Annotated in this window: 17 protein-coding genes; 7 read left to right on the forward strand and 10 right to left on the reverse strand. The window is 35.8% G+C overall.

Going from position 1 to position 24,433, the window contains the following annotated elements; genetic code table 11:
- Window positions 1–382 precede the first annotated feature (382 nt).
- The 3 genes from K6G87_RS17525 (at window position 383) to K6G87_RS17535 (ending at window position 4,600) form a co-directional block, all read left to right on the forward strand.
- A complete protein-coding gene (locus K6G87_RS17525; RefSeq protein ID WP_296840159.1) occupies window positions 383–1,459 on the forward strand; it encodes an SGNH/GDSL hydrolase family protein in 1,077 nt (358 codons plus the stop codon).
- Between the two features lie 45 nt (window positions 1,460–1,504).
- The gene (gene pseC / locus K6G87_RS17530) at window positions 1,505–2,701 is read left to right on the forward strand and encodes a UDP-4-amino-4,6-dideoxy-N-acetyl-beta-L-altrosamine transaminase (RefSeq protein ID WP_296840161.1); all 1,197 of its coding nucleotides are present in this window, start codon (window positions 1,505–1,507) and stop codon (window positions 2,699–2,701) included.
- Window positions 2,702–2,887: 186 nt separating this feature from the next.
- The gene (locus K6G87_RS17535) at window positions 2,888–4,600 is read left to right on the forward strand and encodes a hypothetical protein (RefSeq protein WP_296840163.1); all 1,713 of its coding nucleotides are present in this window, start codon (window positions 2,888–2,890) and stop codon (window positions 4,598–4,600) included.
- A gap of 179 nt (window positions 4,601–4,779) precedes the next feature.
- Here K6G87_RS17535 and K6G87_RS17540 read toward each other — a convergent pair whose 3' ends face one another.
- Genes K6G87_RS17540 through K6G87_RS17570 form a run of 7 tightly spaced genes read right to left on the reverse strand, consistent with a single transcriptional unit; the run spans window position 4,780 to window position 12,681 of the window.
- On the reverse strand, window positions 4,780–6,135 hold the full coding sequence (locus K6G87_RS17540) for a lipopolysaccharide biosynthesis protein (protein WP_296840165.1): 1,356 nt from the start codon (window positions 6,133–6,135) through the stop codon (window positions 4,780–4,782).
- A 3-nt stretch (window positions 6,136–6,138) separates the two neighbouring features.
- Entirely contained in the window at window positions 6,139–7,092 is a 954-nt protein-coding gene (locus tag K6G87_RS17545) for a glycosyltransferase family 2 protein (protein WP_296840166.1), read from the reverse strand.
- A 45-nt stretch (window positions 7,093–7,137) separates the two neighbouring features.
- Entirely contained in the window at window positions 7,138–7,788 is a 651-nt protein-coding gene (locus tag K6G87_RS17550; RefSeq protein WP_296840168.1) for a PglD-related sugar-binding protein, read from the reverse strand.
- Between the two features lie 35 nt (window positions 7,789–7,823).
- On the reverse strand, window positions 7,824–8,897 hold the full coding sequence (locus K6G87_RS17555) for a hypothetical protein (RefSeq protein ID WP_296840170.1): 1,074 nt from the start codon (window positions 8,895–8,897) through the stop codon (window positions 7,824–7,826).
- Between the two features lie 14 nt (window positions 8,898–8,911).
- Window positions 8,912–9,961 (reverse strand): hypothetical protein, encoded by a 1,050-nt coding sequence (locus K6G87_RS17560; protein ID WP_296840172.1) that lies wholly within the window; start codon window positions 9,959–9,961, stop codon window positions 8,912–8,914.
- 35 nt (window positions 9,962–9,996) lie between these two features.
- Window positions 9,997–11,196 carry an ATP-grasp domain-containing protein gene (locus K6G87_RS17565; RefSeq protein ID WP_296840175.1) on the reverse strand — a complete coding sequence of 400 codons (1,200 nt, stop codon included), beginning with the start codon at window positions 11,194–11,196 and terminating at the stop codon, window positions 9,997–9,999.
- Window positions 11,197–11,208: 12 nt separating this feature from the next.
- Complete coding sequence (locus K6G87_RS17570; protein ID WP_296840177.1) at window positions 11,209–12,681, reverse strand: DUF6056 family protein; 1,473 nt, start codon at window positions 12,679–12,681, stop codon at window positions 11,209–11,211.
- A 332-nt stretch (window positions 12,682–13,013) separates the two neighbouring features.
- Here K6G87_RS17570 and K6G87_RS17575 point away from each other — a divergent pair, with 332 nt between their 5' ends.
- Entirely contained in the window at window positions 13,014–14,885 is a 1,872-nt protein-coding gene (locus K6G87_RS17575) for a hypothetical protein (RefSeq protein ID WP_296840180.1), read from the forward strand.
- A 219-nt stretch (window positions 14,886–15,104) separates the two neighbouring features.
- On the opposite strand, the gene K6G87_RS17580 is transcribed toward K6G87_RS17575, so the two are convergent.
- From K6G87_RS17580 to K6G87_RS17590, 3 genes are all read right to left on the reverse strand, one after another.
- Window positions 15,105–16,253 (reverse strand): hypothetical protein, encoded by a 1,149-nt coding sequence (locus K6G87_RS17580; protein ID WP_296840181.1) that lies wholly within the window; start codon window positions 16,251–16,253, stop codon window positions 15,105–15,107.
- A gap of 17 nt (window positions 16,254–16,270) precedes the next feature.
- Window positions 16,271–17,248: an MBOAT family O-acyltransferase gene (locus K6G87_RS17585; protein ID WP_296840183.1), complete on the reverse strand. Its 978-nt coding sequence runs from the start codon at window positions 17,246–17,248 to the stop codon at window positions 16,271–16,273.
- A 480-nt stretch (window positions 17,249–17,728) separates the two neighbouring features.
- Complete coding sequence (locus K6G87_RS17590; protein WP_296840186.1) at window positions 17,729–18,727, reverse strand: SGNH/GDSL hydrolase family protein; 999 nt, start codon at window positions 18,725–18,727, stop codon at window positions 17,729–17,731.
- A gap of 646 nt (window positions 18,728–19,373) precedes the next feature.
- Between K6G87_RS17590 and K6G87_RS17595 the strand changes: the two genes are divergently transcribed.
- The 3 genes from K6G87_RS17595 (at window position 19,374) to K6G87_RS17605 (ending at window position 24,353) form a co-directional block, all read left to right on the forward strand.
- A complete protein-coding gene (locus K6G87_RS17595; RefSeq protein WP_296840191.1) occupies window positions 19,374–20,810 on the forward strand; it encodes an MBOAT family O-acyltransferase in 1,437 nt (478 codons plus the stop codon).
- 82 nt (window positions 20,811–20,892) lie between these two features.
- On the forward strand, window positions 20,893–22,068 hold the full coding sequence (locus tag K6G87_RS17600) for a hypothetical protein (RefSeq protein ID WP_296840194.1): 1,176 nt from the start codon (window positions 20,893–20,895) through the stop codon (window positions 22,066–22,068).
- Between the two features lie 50 nt (window positions 22,069–22,118).
- A complete protein-coding gene (locus K6G87_RS17605; RefSeq protein ID WP_296840197.1) occupies window positions 22,119–24,353 on the forward strand; it encodes an ArnT family glycosyltransferase in 2,235 nt (744 codons plus the stop codon).
- Window positions 24,354–24,433 lie beyond the last annotated feature (80 nt).

A 24,433-nucleotide genomic window follows, 5' to 3' on the forward strand; every position in this document is an offset into this window, starting at 1 on the left:
GCCAGAACATAATCAACAAAGTGATGACCAAATGATCCTGTACCACCAGTTACAAGAATTGTTTTGTTGTTTAACATATAAATTTCTCCTTAGTCTTCGCAGGAATTAATTATAATTATTTTCGTGAAATCTTACCTTATAAATATCTGAAGGCAAAAACACAGAATATTATAGCAACATTATACGATATTTGCAATTTGCAGACACCAGCAATAAAAACTATAATAATGAAGATATTTTGCTTACAGGTGGTTTTAAGTTTCGCCACATATTATATAATCTGATAAACATAATATCTATACTAAAAGTCTATCTTAAAAGCATAAACTTTAGAAAAGTCACACAAACCAGTAATATATTCAATTGAGAAAAGGACGTGAATATGAAAAAGAAATTAAAGGCACTTGTTCCTATATTAACAATAGCATCTATGATAGTAGGATGCAGCGCCGATACAACCCTTAAGAACGATACAACAGGCACTATAACGCCTACAGACGCTCCAACTACTGATGCATCTGAAAGTACTTCTGGTAGTGACGCTTCTTCAAATGCATCCAGCGCTGCGAGTTCTGAATCTGTTTCCTCTTCTGATGCATCAACTTTAGCTTCAACCTCCAGTGCTTCTTCAGAATCTTCCACAGAATCTGCTACAAATTATGATTCGTCTATTCCAACAGTAGTATTCCTTGGAGATGATCAGTTCGATCTTGGTAGAAGTGGCAATACCTCTATTGCCGATTATGTAGAATCACTTCTTGGAACTAAAGCCAATGTTATAAACCTTGGCTGCACAGGAGTTACAGCTACTACAGCTCTTGGAACCGACAATGATACCGGAATGAACTTTGTGAATGTAGCTAAGTTCCTTAATGGAGAAATGGATGATACTTTCTTTAACAATTTCCCGGATGCAAAAAGTGAAGCCTTTATATTTGATCCAGCAGATGTAGATTTCTATGTTGTAGAATATGGAATCAATGATTTCCTTCAGGTCAAAGACCTCTCTAATGATGTAAAGACTTCTGATACAACCTGCTATACTAATGCCATAGCAACAGGACTTGGTCTTCTAGTCCAGGCTAGTCCTAATGCCAAAATCGTACTATGCAGCCCTGTATATTCCATGTTCTATGCAGAAGATGGCTCTTCTCTTGGAAGTGGCCATGTATATTCCAATACTTTTGGAAAATACATGGACTACTGCGCAGGATGTGTCCAGCAAAGTTCTCTTTATGATTGCATTTCATTTGATGCATTTGGAGATGCATATATGAACATAAATGATCAGACTTTTAGCGAATATATGCAAGATGATGGTATACATCTAACCCGTGCAGGAAGAAATACCTTTGCAGCTGTGGTTGCACACATGATCAATAAGCAACTTGGTTTGGATGATACTGAAATCGAAATTGCCTACGATATTGATGACTACAAGCTTGACAGTGAAAAATAATACCACTAATAATAAACTCTATATCTTGAAAGGATTTATATATCAATGGAAAAGTTAGCAATAGAAGGCGGAAGTCCAGTCCGTCCTGAAAAACTCTATTATGGACGTCAATGGGTTACAGAAGAAGATGCAGAAGAAGTCAAAAAGACTCTTCTTAGCGATTACATTACCTGCGGTCCTAAGGTTGATGAAGCTGAAAAAATGCTCTGTGAATATACTGGAGCAAAATATGCAGTAGTAGTATCTAACTGTACTGCAGCTCTTCATCTCGCAGCATCTGCTGCAGGAATTAGCAAGGGAGATGAACTCATAACAACTCCCCTTACATTTATGGCAAGTGCCAACTGTGCACTTTACTGCGGAGGAAAGCCTGTATTTGCAGATATCAATCCTGATACCTACAACATAGATCCTGACTCTATAGAAGCTCATATCACTCCCAATACTAAAGCAGTTGTAGCTGTAGACTTTACAGGACAGGTTGTAGAAGCTGACCGCATAAGAGAGATCTGTAATAAACATGGTCTTGTATTTATAGAAGATGCTGCACATTCAATAGGATCAAGCTATGATGGTAAGAAGGTCGGTTCTATTGCAGACATGACATGTTTCTCATTCCATCCTGTTAAAACAGTTACCTGCGGCGAAGGTGGTGCTATCCTCACTGACAATAAAGAGTATTATGAGAAGCTTCTTCTTCTTCGTTCGCACGGAATGGAGCATGATGAGAGCAAAATGCTTGAAGGACCTCATGAAGGAGTCTGGTACTACGAACAGCAGTTACTTGGATTTAACTATCGAATGACAGACATACAGGCAGCTCTTCTTTGCAGTCAGCTCAGGAAGATAGATTCTTTCGTAGCAAGAAGAAAAGAAATTGTTGCAAAGTATGATGAAGCATTCAAGAATATACCTGAAATAATAGTCCAGAAGAATACACCTAAGTCAGATACATCAAGACACCTTTATATTATCCAGCTAGATCTTGATAAGCTTAACTGTACTCGCCGTCAGTTCTTCGATGCAATGAGTGCTGAGAACATTCAGTGCCAGGTTCACTATGTACCTGTTTACTGGTTCCCATATTATAAGAGCCTTGGTTATAAAGAAGGACTTTGCCCTAAGGCAGAGAAAGTCTACAAAGGAATAATGAGTATACCGCTCTATCCTAGACTTACTGACAAAGACGTGGATGATGTAATCCACGCAGTTACTAAGATTATTGAAAACTATAGAAAATAAATACGTAGGCTGTTGCTTTTGCAACAGCCTTTTTTATTGCTTTCTCAGATATAACTCTATTATTTAACTCCAAAAAATAATTCGAATTACAAAAATTAATTATTGATTTATCATAAAAAGGTAGTACAATTACAAAATATAAAGTTTTTCATATTTTTATTTACTTCAAGGAGGAAATAAGTAATTATGTCAAAAAAATTTCTAATCAATCTAACCGCAACATCAACCGCTTTTTCAATGCTACTCGCACCATGTATCACATCTTTTGCTGCAGAGGATACCACTTCAACAGTTACAGCTGAGGGGCAAACTGTCGAAGTCGGAAACATTACTGTTACAGACGGATCATCTGCTGTCGATGCTGACAAAGGCGCTAACGTTACTGTTGAAGGAGATGTAACCACTTCAGGAACTAACAATTCCTATACCGACAACACCAATGCAGTTCATCCTACCGCAAGTCCAGCAATTGATGCTGATAATTCTTCAACTGTTACTGTTAATGGCAATATTACTGCTGGAACTAATGGAGCTGAACAGACCGCAATTGATGCTGATAATTCAACTGTTACTGTTAAAGGAAATGTATCAGGAACAGCTGAAGGCGTTACTGCAAAAAATAATAGTGAAGTCACTATAAATGGAAACGTCGTTGGAGGCAGTACAGGTATTACAGCAAGTAGTACAACTGATAGCACTGGCTCCAATACAATAACCGTTAATGGAAATGTTACTTCACATGGTCTGCAAACAGATATTTATGATCAACAAGGTCAAACTATTGTTGGAACATCTCAAGTTGATCACGGCATTTACAGCAGTGGAGAAAATAATATTACTGTAAATGGAGATATATACTCAGTAAATAATGGCGTAGAAATAAATATTGGAAATTCAGATTATACTAATGACGGACAGATAATTGTTACTGGTACAATAACAGGCAATGTGGGAATTCAAGTGCATGATAATAATTCTTCAGCTGAAGGAGTATATTCTTATCAAGATTCTGAAGACTTCCTCGAAGCAACACCTACAATAATAGTTTATGAAATTGATTCAGATTTCCCTATATCTGTTAGTAATTCGGCTATCGATACTAACACAGAATCAGGCAGAAGCGAATCTAATCAAACATACAATGCTGTAAAATCCGCAATTAATTACATAATTAAACAATCAACCGATTATGGAATAACCATTAGTGGTGATAATATAACTCAGTATACTAATGGTAGTAGTGTGCTTAACACTGTAAATATAAATGAAGCTTTTACAGTTGCAGCTACTCTTCCTGATGGATACACAATTAGTGGTGGTGATAATGTCTCTGTAGTAAACAATAATGACGGAACCTTCACTCTCACTCTAAAAAATTCCAAAGGTGGAATTTACGTAAAGGCCACACTTAAACCAGTCAGCAATGCAGATGGAACAACTTCTTATGTTGTTGAAAACGAGCCTACAGAAATTCGCCCATATGAAGATCCTAATCAGGTTCCAGCAGGTGCAATAGTAACAGCTACTAATTCCGGAGATGCTGATGCATCAGCTTTTGTAACTGCAATAAGTGGCAATAAGCCAGCTCAGACTGTTAGCTATAACATGGCTAATATCACACCTCAACAGTACAAGAATTCAATCATTTCTAGTGTGGCTTCTGTACCTGCTAACGGTGCATTTAACATTGTAACTGACAGAGTTGCTTGCCTTGATGCCGGAATGATAGAAGCACTTTCTGCTCGTTCTGACATTGACATAAATGTAGTCTTTGCTTATGATGGCAAACAGATTAAAGTCACAATACCTGCTGGCTATGACCTTAGTACTCTTCTTGATGAATATGGTTATTGTGGATTCTTAAGACTTATGTCAATACTTGGATACACAGAAATTTAATCATTTATAATAACTTAATACTACACAACTAAGGTGCTGTCGATTATTTGATCATCAGATCATTTAAATATGACAGCACCTTTTTTTATTATTTTATTCTATATTTTTTATCGCTCTTTACTTTTATTGACTATCTTTGTGATTCGTAATCATACTGTTAAAGTATCCTATACTGTACTTTAAGCGTGGCCATTATCGTTAGCTGACGGGTATTTCACAAAATAAGTAACAACCGTAAAAAGCATAACAGCCAGTACTATATTGCATATATCATACTGAATTACTGCGCCTGTAAATCCTGCAAGATCAATAAGGAATTTACTACTACTAAGACAGGCAATAGCACAGATTATATAACATACAGCTATAGTCTTCTGCTTCCTCATAACAGTTAGAATAGCTGAAGCAAAGCTTGCAAGAGCATAGCCTATTCCTCCTACAAGAAGAAGCATAAATTCTGACTTATAAGGAGTAAGATCTGTGCTATATAAAATAGACAGAACCGGAATTCCAAAAAGGAATCCTCCTGCAAGAATCACAAGTGCCATGGCTCCTACCATAAGAAGCTGTTTACAAAGTCTCTTACCAAAAGCCTTGCCATCACCACTTACATATAACTGACTGAGACTTGGCAGTATGGGTCTGTATACAGAGTTACTAAGTATAAGTATGACAAAAGATGGCATAAGTATATATCCAAATATAGCTTGGGCACTGTCATCCATAAACCAGTCAATTGAATACTTTGGAGCATTACCTATATAGTTACCAAGAGCTCCGCTTAAAGCAAGTGGGAAGCACTGCCACAATATCTGCTTAATGCCATCCATTAGACTTAAACTTGTCTGAATATTATCGGTTTTGCTTATAACGGTTCTTGTATCTTTATCACTAATGTTCTTATTGCTAATATCTTTACTACTAATATCTTCATTACTTTCGTTTCTAACATAAGGATATGTTAGCTTAAAGCTTACAAAGGTAGCAATATAACTGAATATGCATACAATCACAAGGATCGGTATAAGTTTAAGACCTGTAAGAGTAAGAATACAGAACAGCATAGTCGAAGATATGAGCCTTATGGCATAAGTTCTTGCGCCAAGTGCAAGATACCCTCTTTGCTGATACATTCCATATACTACGTCTTCGAATACACTATCAAGTTTCCAGATGCATATAAGTATTACTGCTATAGCCTTTTCTATAACATAATTTGATGTACCAAGCTGAAAGCCAAGATATACAAAGACTACAAGGAGACTTGTAAATACCGTTATAAATCTCGCAAACAGATAAGACTTAAATCTGTATCTTCCGCTTACATCCGTAACCTGAAAGTTACGAACACCGTACATTCCTATTACGCAGGCAATCGTAGATATAGCATAACCTATGGAAAAAACTCCCGCATCAGATATGCTCATACCTGCTGATATAAAAACAAGAATAAGCGCAGACTGACCTGCGCTTATTCCTTCAGCTATAAGATTCCATAGAAAATCTTTTTTTAAACCTTTTTTTGATTCTGTCATATATTAATCACTTTTCTTCTTATTGTCATTTTCATCAAAGCCGGCCTTCATACGTACAATATACTGAGGCTTACGGCTGGTACACATGTACTCTCTTCCGATATATTCGCCCATCTCTCCAATGCAGAAAAGTATAATTCCACCAAGGAAAGCAAGGAAAGCGATGGTAGAACTGTAACCAGCCTGAATAGCTGGATTGACAAGTTTTCTTACTATAGTAACGATTGCAAATATAATTCCGAATGCTGCAAAGAAAAATCCCATTGCTGTAGCAAATCTAAGCGGCAGAATTGAGAAGGATGTAAAGCCGTTGAACCAAAGTCCAAGGAGCTTTTTGAATGTATAGCCGCTTCTTCCTTCTTTTCTCTTACGCTGCTCTGCCGGAAGGTTTGTGGCATTGTGGGTAATACGGAATATAAGACCACTGATATAAGGATATGGTCTGTCATACTTTACCATATTCTCAGCTACATAGGCTCTCATACAGAAAAAGCTTGCAGTCTCAACACCCTTTGGCTTCTCTGTAAGGACTCTTGCCATCCAGGCATTGATTCTTGATGTAAAGTTACGGAAGAAATTCTGCTTAACCTTATTGTACTTAGCAAATACTACGTCGTAGCCTTCATCAATCTTATCAAGAAAGTGAGATATCTCCTCAACAGGAGCCTGGCCATCATCATCCATACAGAATACATAATCACCTGAAACCATAGAAAGACCTGCAAGTATTGCAGATGCCTGACCAAAGTTCTTGGAAAAAGAGGCTGCTTTAATGCAAGGATTCTTATCACAAAGCCCCTGCAGCGTCTTCCAGGTCGCATCAGCTGAGCCATCATCAACAAGGATGATCTCAGCATCTATATCATTACCTGCAGCAAACTGACTTATCTCAGTTGTTACTGCATCTATTGTCTTCTCGCAGTTATAACATGGTATTACAAAGGATACTTTTCTCAAAATATATTCTCCCAAATCACTTAATTAAATGTGTGTTATATTACTTTACAGCCTTGTATCAGGTCTGTCCAGTTCATAGGATCTTGGCGGAACTATAGTCTTGCCGGACTGCGTATCATGTCTTATATAGGCACCTGCTCCTACAAATGTATAATCGCTTACAGTAACCCTGTTCTTGATAATAGAATTATTGCCTATATAGCAGTGACTTCCAACACAGGCATAGCCTGACAGAGACGCTGTCGGAGCAATATTATTATAATCTCCAATGTGGTTATTGTGAGGGAATACTACGCCAGGCCATATGATATTGCCATTACCTATATGTACGTCAAAGCCAAGCGACACATTCTGCATTATGATATTGCCTTCACCGATCTCTGCCGCGTAGGAAGTATCTGTGTCAATAGCGTTGGCAAAAGAATATCCAAGCGCCTTATACTTATCGCACTTCTTCTGTCTTATATCAAACATAGGATTACCGATAAATCCAGCTACAAGTTCTACTTTATCAGGAGTATATTTTATTATCATTTCTGATCTTCCTATTACAGGAATATCCCAAAAAGATTTATTATCATCTGAAAGATATTCATCATCAACACAGAAGCATACTATGTTTCTATCCTGCTTTTTAAGTATCTGATATACAATTGAAGCAAAGTCTCCTGTACCAATGACAGCAATATCCTTCATTTAGCTAATCTCCCATAAAATCTATAACATTTATATCATATTTTGCTTTTGATAATACTATTCACAATATCAATTATATACTTTATATCTTTTTCGTCATACCTTTGATCTATTGGCATGAAAAGGGTATTCTTTGAAAGCAAATATTCATCTGAACCTTCGAACTTATCTTCAAGAGTATCTGCCCAGAGGGTTGGTATAAATATCATTTTCTCAATTAGAGCTTTCCTAATATCAATTCCAAGATTAAGAGGATACAGATAAGGAACGGAATCTTCATCACACTTTATAAGATTATCAGCTCCAAGAGCTTCTTCATAAAGCTTAAAGTTAGCTACTCTTATACTTTTAACGCCTTCATAATCAATAGCCTTTATCATCATCCTGGTTATTGTGGACGCCTGAAGCTTATAAGAAGCTATCTCTTCATCGACTTCTTTCTTACGCTTATACCACTTGTTAGTACCTTCTACGAGGCTACCTAAGAGATAGTCGCACTTTGACAGGCCATCCTCTATATCAAGGTGATAGTCTTCAACGTGAGAGCCTATAACGAAGGCTCCATCAGGTGTGCCAAAATCCTTCTTGAAGGAATAGAAATTAAGTACATTATCTGCCATAACAGGCTCTGAATAAAAGGCCTGGCAATTATCTATGATAAGCTTTGCACCTGTTTTCATCCATGAATTAATATCAGGTCTTCTAACTCCAAAGTAGTTAACCAAAAGGACTGCATCACTGTCTGAAAGATTTACATCATCAGTAGCAAAGTCTACTGTATCAGGCGTTCTGACATAACACATATCGAATTCAGTTTTATCACTATCATCCTTCATTCCAGGAATATCTACAGATAAGTCTCTACTTACATGATAATAGAGAACCTCAGCACCAATCTCAGCTGCTGCCTTCTCAATAGCCCCCTTAGTTGAAGGACAGTAATACCTAGGAACGAAAAGTCTTTGAGGTTTAAGCTGCATAAGGCAGTAATGAACCGCAGTCTTGCCACTATTATAGTACTGGATCTGATCATCACTATATTTGTAATATTCCTGGCCTCTTCCAAGCTCAAACGGAAGAAAACCTCCATAAGTCTTCTCGTCTGCCATAACTTATCCCTCATTCAATCTACAGAATAGGTCTTCTTAAAATACTGTCTGAAACTGTATGGATTAATACCTGTATCTTCAGGAAGTGTATCTGCAACTTTATAAAGAAGGTCATAATCCATGGACTTCTTATTAGCATTTGCATATGCGATTATAAGTCTAAGAGGATCAACATTTTTATCTTCACTACATTTATAAATATCTTTGAGATATCCAGAATGGAATCCTGCATATCCGCAGATAAGATCCAAAGGATTCTGCGGTGCTCTGTCTGTAGCATTTCTTATAAAAGTAAATCCAGACTCAAGAAGTCTTGGAATATCTATATCGGTTCCAACATCAATACCTTCACGAAGAGCTGACATTACGAACATCTCTGTTGCAGTATTACCTATGCTTCTTCCAAGTCCCTGGAAGGAAGTGTCTATAATATCAAAGCCATCCTTAGCGCAGGCAAGTGAGTTACTTACTGCAAGACCTATATTGTTGTGACCATGATAGCCTATTGCTATATCGCTCTTTTCTCTTAACGCTTTCTTATATGCAAGTACATCAGCTTCAAGCATACATCCTGCGGAGTCTACAACGTATACGCAGTCAGCGCCTGCTTTTTCCAAAATGACAGACTTAGAAGCAAACTCTTCAGGATCTATGATATAAGTCTTCATGTAATTGACTGTAACCATAAGACCATTCTTCTTAGCTCTCTCGATATAAGGGATGGTGTCCTCTATCTGATCTGCATTGTCACCGATTCTGACAAAAGAACCGCCGTTTGCTGCAAGAAGGTCTATATCTTCAAATGAAGCAACGCCAGGAATACAGAAGAATCCGAATTTAGTATTCTTAAGATTCTCTCTTGCAGTATTCATGTACTCTTCATCAGTATTAAGCGAAAAGCCGTTCTCAGCATTACTTGCGCCAAGGCCTCTGCCATGACCTATCTCAAAATATGGAATGCCAAGTCTCTCAACTGCGCGGGCACACATTTTAACATCACTGCAGGAGAATTTGAAATCAACTGCATAGCTGCCATCTCTGATTGTTGTATCTAAAAGCTTCATATATACTCTCCGTTTCTGAGTAAAACTGAAAGGTTTTATTCAAAATTAACCTTAACCTTCTCAAGAATCTCCTTTGCTTCCTCTTTAAGAGAAGCATAATCTTCATTACCAATAATGAAGTGACCTGGACGAAGTCTTCCATAGCGAGGATTCTTAAGTTCATCACCAGGCTTAACGTTGAGCTGGTAATCTATAAGATTCTTGGATGCAAGGAGGAAGTCTTTGCCTTCAACGCTCTTAACTGTCCCTTCGCCAAAGTCGAAGAATCTCATGATAACTGCCTTCTTTTCAGGAAGGTGGAGATTCTTTAAAGGCTCTTCATCTACAGGTTCTCCAAGAACACTCTTAATATAATACTCATAGTTATCAATACCGCTCATAAATGGAACAATTTTACCTGATAAGTTACTTCCGCCGCCTCTTGCTCCAGCTTCAATCAGATAATACTTACCATTATGACTTCTGTACTCAGAATGGGTAAGACCAAATGGAAGTCCTGCTTTCATTATAAGGTCACGGTTGGTCTTTCTAAGAAGATCATAATCGTGGTTAGGACTTGAATAGGTATAAGTCTGAGTCTTGGATATATTCATATTCTGCTTGTACATCTCCTTAACGGATATGCAAAGCGGATAGTGATTGCCATTAACTACAAGGCCGTCGATTGTAAACTCATCGCCATCAATATATTCTTCTGCAAGGAAGACCTTTTCTCTGTTAGAAAAAGATATTGTCTCTTCTACGTGTTCCTTGAGTTCTTCTTTATTAGTAATTGTGAATACGCCGCGGCTTGACTGGGAATCAAGCGGCTTAATGATGATCCGTCCAAACTCTTCAAGCATATCGTAAGCATCTTCAGGAGTCTTGCAAACTTTATACTTAGGAATGTTGATGCCATTGTCCCTGGCAAATTCTCTCATGATACCTTTATCAGTAAAGAGTCTTGCCTTCTCTGTTCCTATTCCGCGAAGTCCCATTTTCTCACTTACATATGCAACTGTAGGAACAGCTATATCACTCTGATCAGATATTACTGCATCAGGCTGATACTTCTGAGCAATCTTTAAATTACCTTCTTTATCCAGTACATTACATACCTCGCATGCATCTGCATAAGGGAATGCAGGTGATACCTCATAAAGGTTGGAACATATAACATAATGTCCCATTGCCTTTGCTTTCTTAATAAGTTCTATCTGCCAGTCACCACCGGCAATTACCATTATCTTAGCCATTTCTCGCCTCTTTTAGTGATCCGTCTTAACGGAATTCTTACCATAATAATCTGCTACAGCTGTGTTGTACCAGTCATATGGGTCGCTTGTTATGAAGAAGGGGTTGAATGTATCCGGACACTCAGGAAGTGTATCTATTACAACATCTGCTTCTTCGGAATTCTCGATAGTATCAAGAATCTCATTAACTGATTTATTATAGTCACTTATCTGTCCATGAGCAATATCGGACAACATGTTCTTCCAGGAAGCATCCTGGAACATAGTACCAGCATTAGTAAAGGCTATTATCACAATAACAGCTGCAGTAACAACTTTAAGATCAGGAGATACTGAAAGGCCGCTCCATCTCTTAATATAAACGCCGCAGGCAAATGCACATACCACAAGGCACGTATACGTCACAAAGTCAAATACAAACATACATCTGACAGGAAGAGCCTCGATACCTGATGCGCTATATCCAAGAAGAACTGTAAAACAGGTAGCGACCATCATCATAAAGGATATAACAAGTGTAAATGTAAACTTATATCCATTAATCTTAATCTCTTTGGCAGATTTAATGCCAAGGAAAAGCATGATTATAAGTCCTATCAAAAGATATGGATTCTTAAATGCTGCCGTAAGCTCATCTGCTGCAGTATATATACTTGAGCGAAGTGCTGCAAACGGATGAAGTCCTGTAGAATCAAGCGAATCATGCCTTACAAAATTACCAGGTGCAAATACATGTATCGCATATCCAATAACAGCCATGATAGAAGGGATTGCATATGCAGGCACAATCTTCTTATGGCGCCTTATCTGATCAAGGTTAAGTATCAGCATGAAAAAGCATGCAGGAAGACCTGACTGAATAGACATTCCTCCCATAAGGAGTGCAAGAAGTACTGCAGGAATATACATCCACTTCTTACCTTTCTTATCAATTATCATCATGCTTGAAATGACAAGAAGATTTAAGCTTATAGAAAGGTCATAAGAAAGGTTACCAACAAACCAGTACATAACTTCGGGGTATGAATTATATCCAAGGAATGGTACCAGAATACATACATATGCCCAGAACATAATATGTCTCTCACCTGACTCGATCTTAAAGTACTCCATAAAGCACTTAATGAATAACCTTAGAGACAAAAGCAATATTATAAACGATACAATAAGGCTTATCCCAACAACAGCCCTATTCTTCATAATAAACCAGGCAATAGTGTATTCAATGATAATACCGCCATAACCTGCCGACCACTGAAAATAAAGCCTTCTTACTGTATTTATGATCTTAAAAAGAAGAATCCCACCTTCTGCTTCTCTAATGCTCTTCATTGCTGAAAAGTCATCTGCAGAAAGTACAGCATATCCTGATGCAATAAAAATTGGGACTATTGTAAGTATCAGAAGAAAGATGGCAATAATGTAACAGACATCTTTCCTTTTAAGATTCTTCAATTTATCCCATAATAACTTTATACTTTTCAATATAAATCCTCCATATAAAACATAATATCAACCTGTAAGTGACATTATATATAATCCCCAAAATATGTATCAGCTTTTAACTTACATTATATAATCCCCAAAACTATGTATCACCTTTTAACTGACATCATATAATCTCCCAAAACTCCCGCCAGGCATACTTGAAACATCTATAAAACCAACAAACAAGCCTTATAATGCATATTTCCAAATACTAATTATTACCTATATTTATGTTTTTGCCAACAAAACAATAATATGATACCATAAAGCAGGCAAAATTCCATTATATAATTGCCATCAACTATCATTATAACCCTCAGGAGAAAAATATGTCTTTTAGCATGAATGATCTTAAAGAAAAATTTGGAAAAAAGAAATACTTAAAGGCAGTTTTAGTAGCTCTTATCGCGCTTATAGCTTCAATTTACATACTTCCAATGGCAGGAATCTATACAATTGAGCACGATGATGAGAAAAGACCTGAAACAGGTGACTACACCATATATGAAATAAGTGAAGGCAATGCTGTATGCCAGACTTTTACAGCAAAAACCAGAAGAATATACTCTATGTACTTCTATATGCTTAACCTCTCTGATGAAGAGCTCTCTGACACTGCATCAGTTAAGATTCAGCTTTTAAAAGGTTCTGTAACATCAGCTACAGGAGGATCTGTTATAGAATCCCACACCCTTTCAATGTCGGATATTCCAAACGGTGAATGGTTTGAAGAGATATACAACAGAAGCCTTTCTAAAGGAAGTACCTACACTGTACGTATAACTGCATCAGAATGTACACCTTCAATACTTATCAGCACAAGTGGATCAACTCTTGATATTGTCGGAGAATCTTCCAAGATATATGCAGGCGGCGAAGAAGTGACAGGAAGCCTTTATATGGACATGCGTTATTGTGTCCCTGCTTCATCAAAAATAAGACTTTTAGTATGTGCTGTCATAATCATAATTGCAGCACTCTCGATTTACAGAATATTGGTATCAGGATCATGTTCTATTTCAAAGCCTGAAAATTTCCTGATTGAGTTCATATCCAAATATCATATGATCATACTTTATGCATTTGTAGCAGTAGTTGCATTTGCTGCTCGTCTTTGCATGTTCGACGATATAAGTGGAGACTATATGGAATGTTATGGTCCTTGGTATGACGAGATCAAAGCTAACGGAGATCTTACAGGACTCGTTGGAGATTATACTCTCCCTTATCAGACTTTTGTTCTTCTTATGACCAAAACAGGTATTAAGCCTCTTTATGGATATAAACTGTTCTCAGTATTTTTTGACTATCTTCTTGCTGTAGGTAGCGCACTTTTAGTACATACAATAACAGGTAAAGCAGATCATTATCAGAAATATAAGACTTTTGCAGCTTTTGCAATAGTACTATTATCACCTCTTGTAACTCTTAACTCAGCATCCTGGGCTCAGTGTGATGCTATATATACAGCATTCATAGTACTGTGTCTTCTTTGCCTTGAGAAGAAGCAATACTTCCTTATGTTTGTTGTATACGGCCTGGCTTTTTCATTTAAGCAGCAGGCAATACTGCTTTTGCCATTTGTATTCCTTGTATGGTTTGTTACAAGAGCATTTTCACTTTTATACTTTGCTATAATTCCTCTTGTAATGGAGATAACAGCAATACCTGGACTTCTTGCTGGTCACAGCCTTGAAACACCATTTTCAATATATCTTGATCAGCAGGCAGAATTCCCACATTCAATGACACTTAACTATCCGGGATTTTTCAGTTTACTTGCAGAAGATATGAGTACCGGCAATGTACCATTTTTTAAAACCTGGCAGATACTTATAACAGCAACTATACTTCTTATACTATGTGCTTTCTTATTCCTTAAAAAGGTCAAGCTTACAGGCAAGATGATGGTTGTTTGTGCCTTTCTTACAACTTATACCTGCGTATTATTCCTACCAGTCATGCACGAAAGATATGGAATGATATACGAAATACTAGCTATCATCATAATGATCCTTGATATAAAGTTTGCACCTATAGCTCTAACACTTAACTGGATAGCGATTTGTGTTTACAGTAAATATCTGTTCGCACTACCTGTAAATCTGCCACATCTTGCTATAGTTAATACTATATGTTACCTTGCATCACTGTACTATACTTACAAGCTAATTGAAACTTCTAACAAGGCTGAAGACTAATATAATATACCTAATAAATTTCATAGAAATCGCCTGATTATTATTTATGGCCCCTCAAAAAGTTAAAAATATATTTAACTTTTACGACCTATATAATAATCAGGCGATCATTGTTATCACCACAATTTATTTACCGACTTTAAATCATCATTTTAAATAACAATTATTTAATTCCCATTATCTAATATCCATTATTCAGGTTAATATATTCGTCTACCATCATTCGATCGAATCAGCTGTCTCTACAATATTTTCAAAGCTCTCATACCGTTCTGCAGATTCATATATTACTATGTCCGGCTTATAGTCCTCTATCCATTTATCAATATTTGGATCAATGCCTCCCCATACAAACATAGTCTCTGAAAATGATTCTGAGATCATATCTCTTAAATAGTTAATGAAAAAGCTATTACATATAACAAGGCATCTTGTATCATTATCCACTTTTTCGTTTGTATGATAATAAGTATTATATCCGGCAAAGGAAGGATAATAATCAGAAGCGTTAGAACATAAAACGTTCGACGTATTCTTTAGTACAAATTCTTCAGAAATATTCTCTCTGCTTACTCCAAAATAAAAACTCATCCCCTGATCTGTAAGACTGATATCAAAATCTTCTTCTTTAAGAACAGGATAAATATTACCAGATTTGTTTTGATTAATTGTATTCATAAGTAGTGAGTATCCGTAAAAAGCTCCACGCCATGTCCAGTGAACAGGGTCTCCGTATTTACTATAAAGTTCATAATTACTTTTTTGTGAAATGAATTTTTCTTTCACAGGAACTACAGTAACACTGCTATGATCTGTAAGGCCATTTATAATTTGATCAGTTCTTGATATATCACCATACTGGATTACCGAATCAGGAAAATATTCAGGATAGATGGTTTCTTTGTCATAGCACATCATGTAATAAAAATCTATATTCTTATCTTCAAGATAATCATCAACCGTTTGAAATGAGTTTACAATATTATCAACTTCAGCTTCAGAATACAGATTCAAGTGCTGATAAGTCTCTACTACCCCTTCTTCAATTATATTGAATTCTCCGTCAGGTCCGAGTCTGTATCTGTCGCCATTTTCCATTCTCCCAAATACATTATATTGAATTAGAGCATTTGCCATTATTAATTGATCTCTAAAACCAATTCTGTCATTCAGGTAATTATCCATTGCTACCGAATAATTCATATTCAGATCATCATATACAAATAGTTCAGGGAACTGGGTCAGTGGCCTGTTTTCCTGTTCTGATATTGCTTCTTCATCTATATTTACAAACATAAGAGGCAGCATTAAAAATACAGGAAAACATAAGCAGTATATTTTTTGCGCAAGATTGTTCTTATTTTTCAAACTTAACACCTCGACATTTAAAACTGAAAATAAATAAAAGGATTATATGTACCAGATACTATACGTATTACTGACAGAAACAGTATTCCATACAAAGCTACATACTTAACGATTACAGGAAGTCTATTACTTAATTTGCCGAGCACTCCTGTTATATCAAGAATTGCAAGAATCACAAGAGTAATGCTCCAGTTATTGGCATACCACCCAATAGAAAATCCCGGCGTACTACTTAATCCAATACCAAACATAGTTCCAAGATACCTTAAAGCATCTTTCATAGTATCAGCCCTAAAGAATACCCAACCTATATTTACCACAAGTAAAGTATAAATATGTGAACTTATATTCTTTTTATTTTTTAATAATCTCTCCAGCAAAATAAATAATCCGTTATAAACACCCCAGAAAATATAATTCCATGCAGCACCGTGCCATACACCAGTTAACAGAAATACAATAAACAGATTCCTATACACATGACTGCGATTACCACCAAGAGGTATATATAAATAATCCCTGAGCCAGGAGGACAGAGAAATGTGCCATCTTCGCCAAAACTCAGAAATAGACTTTGATATGTATGGCCTGTTAAAGTTTTCGGAAAAGTGGAATCCAAGCATCCTTCCAATTCCTATAGCCATATCACTGTAACCCGAAAAATCATAAAAGATCTGGAGACTGTAAGCAATACTTCCAAACCATGCTATAGCAACTGTATTATTAGAAACGCCTGCATTCCAGATACTATCAACTACTTCAGCTAATCCATTTGCTATAATAGCCTTCTTGCCAATACCTATAATAAATCTGGTAATTCCCTCAGACAGGTCATCCAAACTAAGCTTCCTGTTATCTATCTCTGTAGCTATATCACTGTATCGTACAATAGGTCCTGCTACAAGCTGAGGAAAAAGGGTAATATAAAGTGCAACTTTTAAAGGATTCTTCTGTACACTAACTGTATTCCTGTAAACATCAATAACGTAACTCATCCCCTGAAAAGTAAAAAAGGATATTCCTACAGGTAATATAATCTCACCGATATTTATTTTATTCGGCAAAAAGACATTAATCTGATCAGCACAAAAATTGAAATACTTAAAATAAAAAAGCAGGGAAAGATTTGCAAACACCGAAAGAGCAAGTATCATCTTCTTTATGCTACAAGCATTTATAAGAAGTGCACTGAAATAGTTGATCAATATACTAAGAAATATGATCCACAAATACTGTGGCTGTGTCCATCCAAAGAATATAATGCTAAGAATTAAAAGCCATATATTCGTAAATCTGTTTTTTCTTAAAATATAAACACCAATTAATGTAATTGGTAAAAAAGCAAACATAAATGTATTTGAACTGAAGACCATTGAGATATCTCCTAATATAATATTTAGCACATCTTATGATTATATCATTATAATCCAACTACCCCCATATAAAATATGAATGTAATGTCATTTATATGTTCCTTATTCGCACAGACTCACATTAGTAAATGAAATTCCATAAAACCTCTTTGCAAGGTCAAAAGATGAAAATTCTATTTCAACTTCTTTTTCTATATAAACAGGTTCACTTGTTATCTTGTATATATGACTTTGCTCAGCACTGTTCCATGTATCATTAGAATCATATATAAGTACACCATCCACATATACCTTTACATTATTCTCTCCGGGAAGATAATTCCTATATAGTCCTATATCTGCGGTGATAGACTTATCTATAGTAAGTTTATATTTATAAACTCCGGACAGTGACATATCTTTTCTGTCAAAATAAAGCATATCCTTATAATTATTCGACACTTCATCAAACTGTGATATTTTTGCAACCTGCGCATTTATCACATCCATAATGGTACTAAGATACAATTCATGCCCCAAGTCATTAGGATGAGTAAGATCATCCGGAGCATTCACAAGCTCTTCATAAGAATACCCACTAGTATTAAAGGCATCAATAGTATCCGCAACAGGTATACCATAATAATCCGCTATATCTATGATCGTATTAATTTTATTAGTATACTCTCTTTGTGAGCTTTCGAGAATGCTAATGATATTTCCGGATCCGTATCGTGTTTTTATAGCCCTTATAAGTGCTTCATACTCAGAAGAAAGTTCACTCTCGCTATCATTCTCACCAAAACACACTATAATAAGATCATAGTCAATATCATCCTCTAAAGTATTAACTCTTACAATACCGGCATAACTAGTGTTCCCACCCATGGATATATTGGTAATATTACACTTAGAGCCATACTCTGATTCAATTTCAGAAGGTAACATTGAAGCCCATCCTTTTCCCGATGTTGCACCGGCCCCTTGTCCAATCGAATCTCCTACAACCAGCACATTTATCGCTTCTCCTGCTGCGAGCTTTTCATAAGCAGAGACATATGTATGCTGTAATACTCCGCTAAAAATATTACTGCCACTTTTATATATATGTAATAGAGACACACATCCTATTATCAATGCACAAATCACAGATAATATAATAGCTATTATATTTCTTGCTGGTAACCTCTTTTTTATACTACGTATATCTTTGTTCACTATAACTAATCTCCATAAAGATATGATCAGGATAATTTTGTCTTTTTTATTATATAGGTGGAATAAAGGAATAGCAAAAAGTTTATTACAACGATCACCCAATAAAAATCTCACCATGATAAAATACACACTAATACTTTGACAAAAGAAAATACTATTGTCACTCAAGATACAATTGCTATAATCTATCATTAAATTGACACTTTTAGAACGGTTTGTTACAATATCATTATAAATAAATAACCTATAAAAGGGAGTAGCTACAGGGATTTATCTCTGTGTTCAGGTACGACTAAGGTAGACCTTATACCCGGCCTGATCGAAGCCTAGGATGACAGCGAGACTTTTATAAAATCAGGTTTCTGGTTTTATAAATAGTCTCTTTTTTTATAAGAACCCCTATTATAAAAGACCAATATTTTTAATGACCACTTCTTTTATAATATCTGTTTTTGTATATAGCTGTTCTTCCATGGCATATATTTATCTAGCAGTAATCCAAAGAAATAAACCGGCTTATTATTTATTACTTGTATTCAGGGGGAGAAACATGCTATTTAAAATAACTACTATTGTATTCATTTTAATAGTCTTACTTATATATTATCTGGTTCCAATCAGATATCGCAGACTAGTATTAATTGCTTCAAGCATTTATTACATCGGTTCACTAAGTATCTCATCTTTAATACATATACTTTTAGTAACATTCGTATGTTTTATCACAGGTCAAAGTATAGACTTCTTTTCTGAAAATAATGATAAGAAAACATCAAAAATTATTTTTATAGCTACGGTAGCATTACTTATAGGGCTCCTGTTTTCATGGAAATATCTACCATGGATACATACTTTTGGTATATGGGTCCCAAAAGTATACATAGAAAAGGTAATACCTGTCGGCCTGTCTTTTTATACCTTCCAGGCAATAAGTTATCTTGCTGATATTAAGATGAAGAAGATAAGACCCTCCAGAAATCTTATGACTTTTACCGCCTACATGCTATGGTTTCCAAAGCTTACAAGCGGACCAATAGAAAGATATCCCGTTTTTAAAAATAATCTCTATGACAGTAAAGCTCTTGACCTTTTTAAAGTTGACTGTGTCAAAAAGGGGCTATGTTATATAATGTCCGGCGTATTTATAAAGCTTGTAATAGCTGACAGGCTTGGGCTTATCGTCGATATGGTATATGAAAATCCGGCAAACTACGGAAGACTTGCCGTCATTCTAACAGTTATTCTTTACAGCCTTCAGATATATTGTGACTTTGCAGGATATACCTATATCATATGCGGAATATCAGAGCTTTTCGGAATAAGCCTTACTTCAAATTTTAAAATGCCATATCTGTCACAGAATATCAAAGAGTTCTGGAGATGCTGGCATATATCTCTTAGCAGCTTTTATAAAGATTATATCTATATACCTCTTGGAGGCGGAAGAAAAGGTAATGTAATCAGGATAAGAAATGTCATGATAGTCTTCATTTTATGCGGTATGTGGCACGGAGCAGGCCCTGCATTTCTTATATGGGGAGCACTTCATGGAATATATAACCTTCTAAATGATGTATTCAAAAAGTATAAACTTGACTTTCTCTTAAAGGGGCCGATTGGCACAGTCCTTACATTCATCGCAGTGACCTTTGCCTGGATATTCTTCAGGGCTGGCACTCTTACAAATGCGCTAACCATTATCAAAGGCATGTTTAATGGTTCATGGACTCTTGGATTTGAATATGTGAATGGGTGCTTTATGACAAAGCCTATTTTGGAATGGAGAATAATCCTTGTATCTTTGATCGTACTTATCATCCTTGATATAAGTGCCAAAATGCTCAGCAAAGAACCATGGGAAGTTCTTTATAGCCTGCCGGAAGTACCAAGAGATATCATATTCCTTTCTCTTGCACTTACGAGTGTAACCTACGGAATATATGGAAGCGGTAATGAAATAAGGTCATTCATCTATATGCAGTTCTAATAATCTCAAATTAGGAACCAAAGATATTTGTTCATTCTAAATAAAAATATATGGGAGAAATATTTCTGAGGGGAGGTCATTTATGCGAGATAATCTAGTAAGAAAAGAATTTCAGGATTATGATCATAAGAAAAAAGGATCTGAGGTTCACCTTGTCAGAAATACAGGAAAAAGGCCATCAAATCATAAGGCAGCACATCATAGAAGAAAGCCTGCAAATAAAGCAGCCAGCAAGTATATCACTATAAAAAATATATTTATAAGACTTTGTTTTGTAATAGTATTTGTACTTATTGTTTCTCATCTTGATACTCTGTTTTCCATTAAAACATACCATGGAATCATGCAAAACCGTGCCATGTATGCACAGCCCAAAGATACTGTAGACGTTGTATTTATGGGAAGCAGTCATATTCACTGTGATGTAAATACAGCTGTTTTATGGGACAACTATGGCATAGCAGGTTATGATTACAGCGCTGCAGAGCAGCCCATATGGATAACTTACTATTATCTTAAGGAATTTTGCAAGAACCAGAATCCCGAAGTTGTCGTCATAGACCTGTACTCAATAGCAAGATTCGGAGATGATTTTAATGAATTCTGGATGCCTGATAATGTATATGGGATGAACTTTTCATTAAACAAAGCTAGGCTTATGCTTAACTCTTGCACCAAAGAACAAATCAATAAATATTTCCCATCCTTTGCAGGCTACCACAATAGATATAATGAACTTGAAGAACAGGATTATGAGCTGTTAGATATTTCAGAAGAGGAGCTTTCTGAATTCAAAGGATATACACCATATTTTGGAATATCCAAGGGACATACTCCCAGCCTTAATGTTACGGAAAAGTCCCCTATACCTGAAAAATCAAAAAGATATTTGCAGAAAATAATCGACTATACCAACAATAACGGAATAGAACTTATGCTAATAGTTAATCCATATCCTTCAACTATAGAGGATGAAAAAGTATATAACAGCATAGAAGAAATGGCTATGAACAATGGCGTAGAATATGTTAATATGAATAAGTTCAATGATGCCATGGGGCTTAATACAGAAGAACATTATTATGATGATTCCCATTTGAATTATGAAGGAAGCTGCGTATTCTCTAATTACCTTGGAGAATGCTTAAAACTCAGCTATATACTTGAAGATCATAGGGGTAATGCAGAATATAAAAGCTGGGATTCTTTTTCTGAAAGAGTTTATAATTCAAATGTAGATGTTCTTAATAGTTTATAAGCTTTATTATTGAACATCTAACTAATAACATCTTTCAAAAGGTTACCAACATGAATAAAAAAATATTACCTATTTATGCTCTTCCTATAGTATCAGTCGTAGTACTAATTATCATTTCAATAGTAATGCTTTCAAAACCTCTTACACATTATGAAGGTACTGCAGATACCTTTACTAGTGATCTTGGAATACTATTACCTGAATTCCCGGATCATCCTCAGGAAGGAATATATGCAGATAACAGTCTTTCAGATGATAGCATAAGCATTACATCAGATTCTAATACACTTTCTGCAGGCTCATATATTATAACACTATACTATCTTGCAGAAAGCAACATGAATACTCTCACTCTTTCTACCGGAAATGAAACTCATCCTATAATCTCAGGCTATGAAAAGAAATCTATACCAGAAAGCGACTTATCCGGATATTCATTTACTATCAATTCTCTTACAAGTCTCAAAGACCTTACTATAACAATAGACTATGAAGGTGATAGCTATATATATGTCACAGGCTATAGCATTCAGGAAACTCGTAACCTGGCAAAGCGCATTATAGAATGTGCCTTCCTTATACTGCTTATTATCAATTTAGTATTTATATATCTGTATAAATACAAAGATATACCTTATTCTGAAAATGTCATCAAAGCTGACAGTAGCTATACCAATGTACTTCCATTTATCAAAAGCACAAAATCCTACGATATAGCAGCTCTTATTATCATAATAACAGGCGCCTTAGTACGCATATTACAGCTTGGCTATATCCCCGGATGGGGCGGAGTGGCTCAGGATGAAGCTTATGCAGGATATGAAGCATATTCTCTTCTTCACTATGGAATAGACTCACATGGTTATAGTATGCCAGTCTATCTTGAAGCCTGGGGTAGCGGAATGAATGCCCTTGAAACATACCTTGAGATGCCATTTATAAAGCTCCTGGGACTTAGCAGCATTTCTATACGTATACCTCAGATGATAATAGGAGTACTCATACTTCCTGCCTTCTACGGATGCTGTAAAATCATAAGAAATGATAGTTTTGGACTTATAGGACTTATAGTTCTTACTATAAGTCCTTGGCAAATATTAGCCACAAGATGGGGGCTTGAAGCCAATCTTCTTCCTGCTTTTATGGTATTTGGTACCTACTTTCTATTAAAAGCATCTACGAACAGATACATGATATACCTATCTATGATATGTTATGGTCTGTCATTATACTGCTATGCAGCTGCATGGGTTGTAATGCCACTTATTATAGGCTGTAGCCTAATATATCTGATAATAAAAAACTATATCCGTATAGACATACATCTGTTTATATCCATGCTGATACTTGGAATAATGGCTGCACCTCTCTTGTTATTCGTACTAGTTAATACAGATCACCTGATTGAAATAGTAACACCGCTATTGTCAATTCCACGACTTACAGTATTTAGAAGCAGCGAAGTTGCCCTTACACCTGCTGTAATGATACAAAATCTCTCTAATATGTTTGAAATACTCTTTATAAGTCAGGATGATAATCTTGGTATCAATGCAGTACCTACTTATGGAATATATTACCGAATAGGACCTATATTTATATTAATAGGAATACTTGTATCAATATACAAGATCATAAAATCTATTATTACCCATAAAAATATATTGAACCTTAATACACTATTCTTAATTTGGTTCATTTGGTGTATACTTCATGGATGCCTTGTAGAGTCTGATCTTACCAGAATTAACATAATTTATATACCACTGACTTATATGATTGCCGAGGGAATATATTCAATACTTGAAGCCTTACACAAAATAACCTCAAAATCATCCATACCTGTAATCATAGCTTCGCTTATATTAGCAATAATATATACATCTTTGTTTGCAAGATTCGAACTTACCTATATGTCCTTATCCTACAATAAAGATAATGTATCTCACTTTGATTACGGACTAGCAGATTGTCTTTCAATTGCACAAAATAATAACGCTGAGACGATATATATTAATGTCCTTTATCCTGTAATACTATTTGAAGACAAGTTCCCTGCACCTGACTTTGTAAATACCGTAGTCTATAAAGATGTACATGCATCATTCCTTGAACCGGAAAGCTTTGGTAATTACATTCTTGGAGATTTTACTAATAATGCCCCTTCAGATAATGCAGTCTACATATGTAAGGAAGATGATACAGCGGCTATTTCTTACTTTAACCAGAGCAATATGAAACAGGAACAATACGGAACATATATAATAGCTAACATCACACAATAATAAACAAGCATTTTTTATAGCCTCAAAAACGGCACCGCATAAATAATTATGCATTGCCGTTTCTTGAATTAATACACTAT

This window comes from Butyrivibrio sp. (assembly GCF_024699075.1).

Coding starts and splice junctions, on each gene's coding strand:
- K6G87_RS17540 (WP_296840165.1), bottom strand. CDS start 6,135: ATGACAGAATCAAAAAAAGGTTTAAAAAAAGATTTTCTATGGAATCTT.
- K6G87_RS17550 (WP_296840168.1), bottom strand. CDS start 7,788: ATGAAGGATATTGCTGTCATTGGTACAGGAGACTTTGCTTCAATTGTA.
- pseC (WP_296840161.1), top strand. CDS start 1,505: ATGGAAAAGTTAGCAATAGAAGGCGGAAGTCCAGTCCGTCCTGAAAAA.
- K6G87_RS17555 (WP_296840170.1), bottom strand. CDS start 8,897: ATGGCAGACGAGAAGACTTATGGAGGTTTTCTTCCGTTTGAGCTTGGA.
- K6G87_RS17600 (WP_296840194.1), top strand. CDS start 20,893: ATGCGAGATAATCTAGTAAGAAAAGAATTTCAGGATTATGATCATAAG.
- K6G87_RS17565 (WP_296840175.1), bottom strand. CDS start 11,196: ATGGCTAAGATAATGGTAATTGCCGGTGGTGACTGGCAGATAGAACTT.
- K6G87_RS17535 (WP_296840163.1), top strand. CDS start 2,888: ATGTCAAAAAAATTTCTAATCAATCTAACCGCAACATCAACCGCTTTT.
- K6G87_RS17605 (WP_296840197.1), top strand. CDS start 22,119: ATGAATAAAAAAATATTACCTATTTATGCTCTTCCTATAGTATCAGTC.
- K6G87_RS17525 (WP_296840159.1), top strand. CDS start 383: ATGAAAAAGAAATTAAAGGCACTTGTTCCTATATTAACAATAGCATCT.
- K6G87_RS17575 (WP_296840180.1), top strand. CDS start 13,014: ATGTCTTTTAGCATGAATGATCTTAAAGAAAAATTTGGAAAAAAGAAA.
- K6G87_RS17585 (WP_296840183.1), bottom strand. CDS start 17,248: ATGAGTTACGTTATTGATGTTTACAGGAATACAGTTAGTGTACAGAAG.
- K6G87_RS17595 (WP_296840191.1), top strand. CDS start 19,374: ATGCTATTTAAAATAACTACTATTGTATTCATTTTAATAGTCTTACTT.
- K6G87_RS17560 (WP_296840172.1), bottom strand. CDS start 9,961: ATGAAGCTTTTAGATACAACAATCAGAGATGGCAGCTATGCAGTTGAT.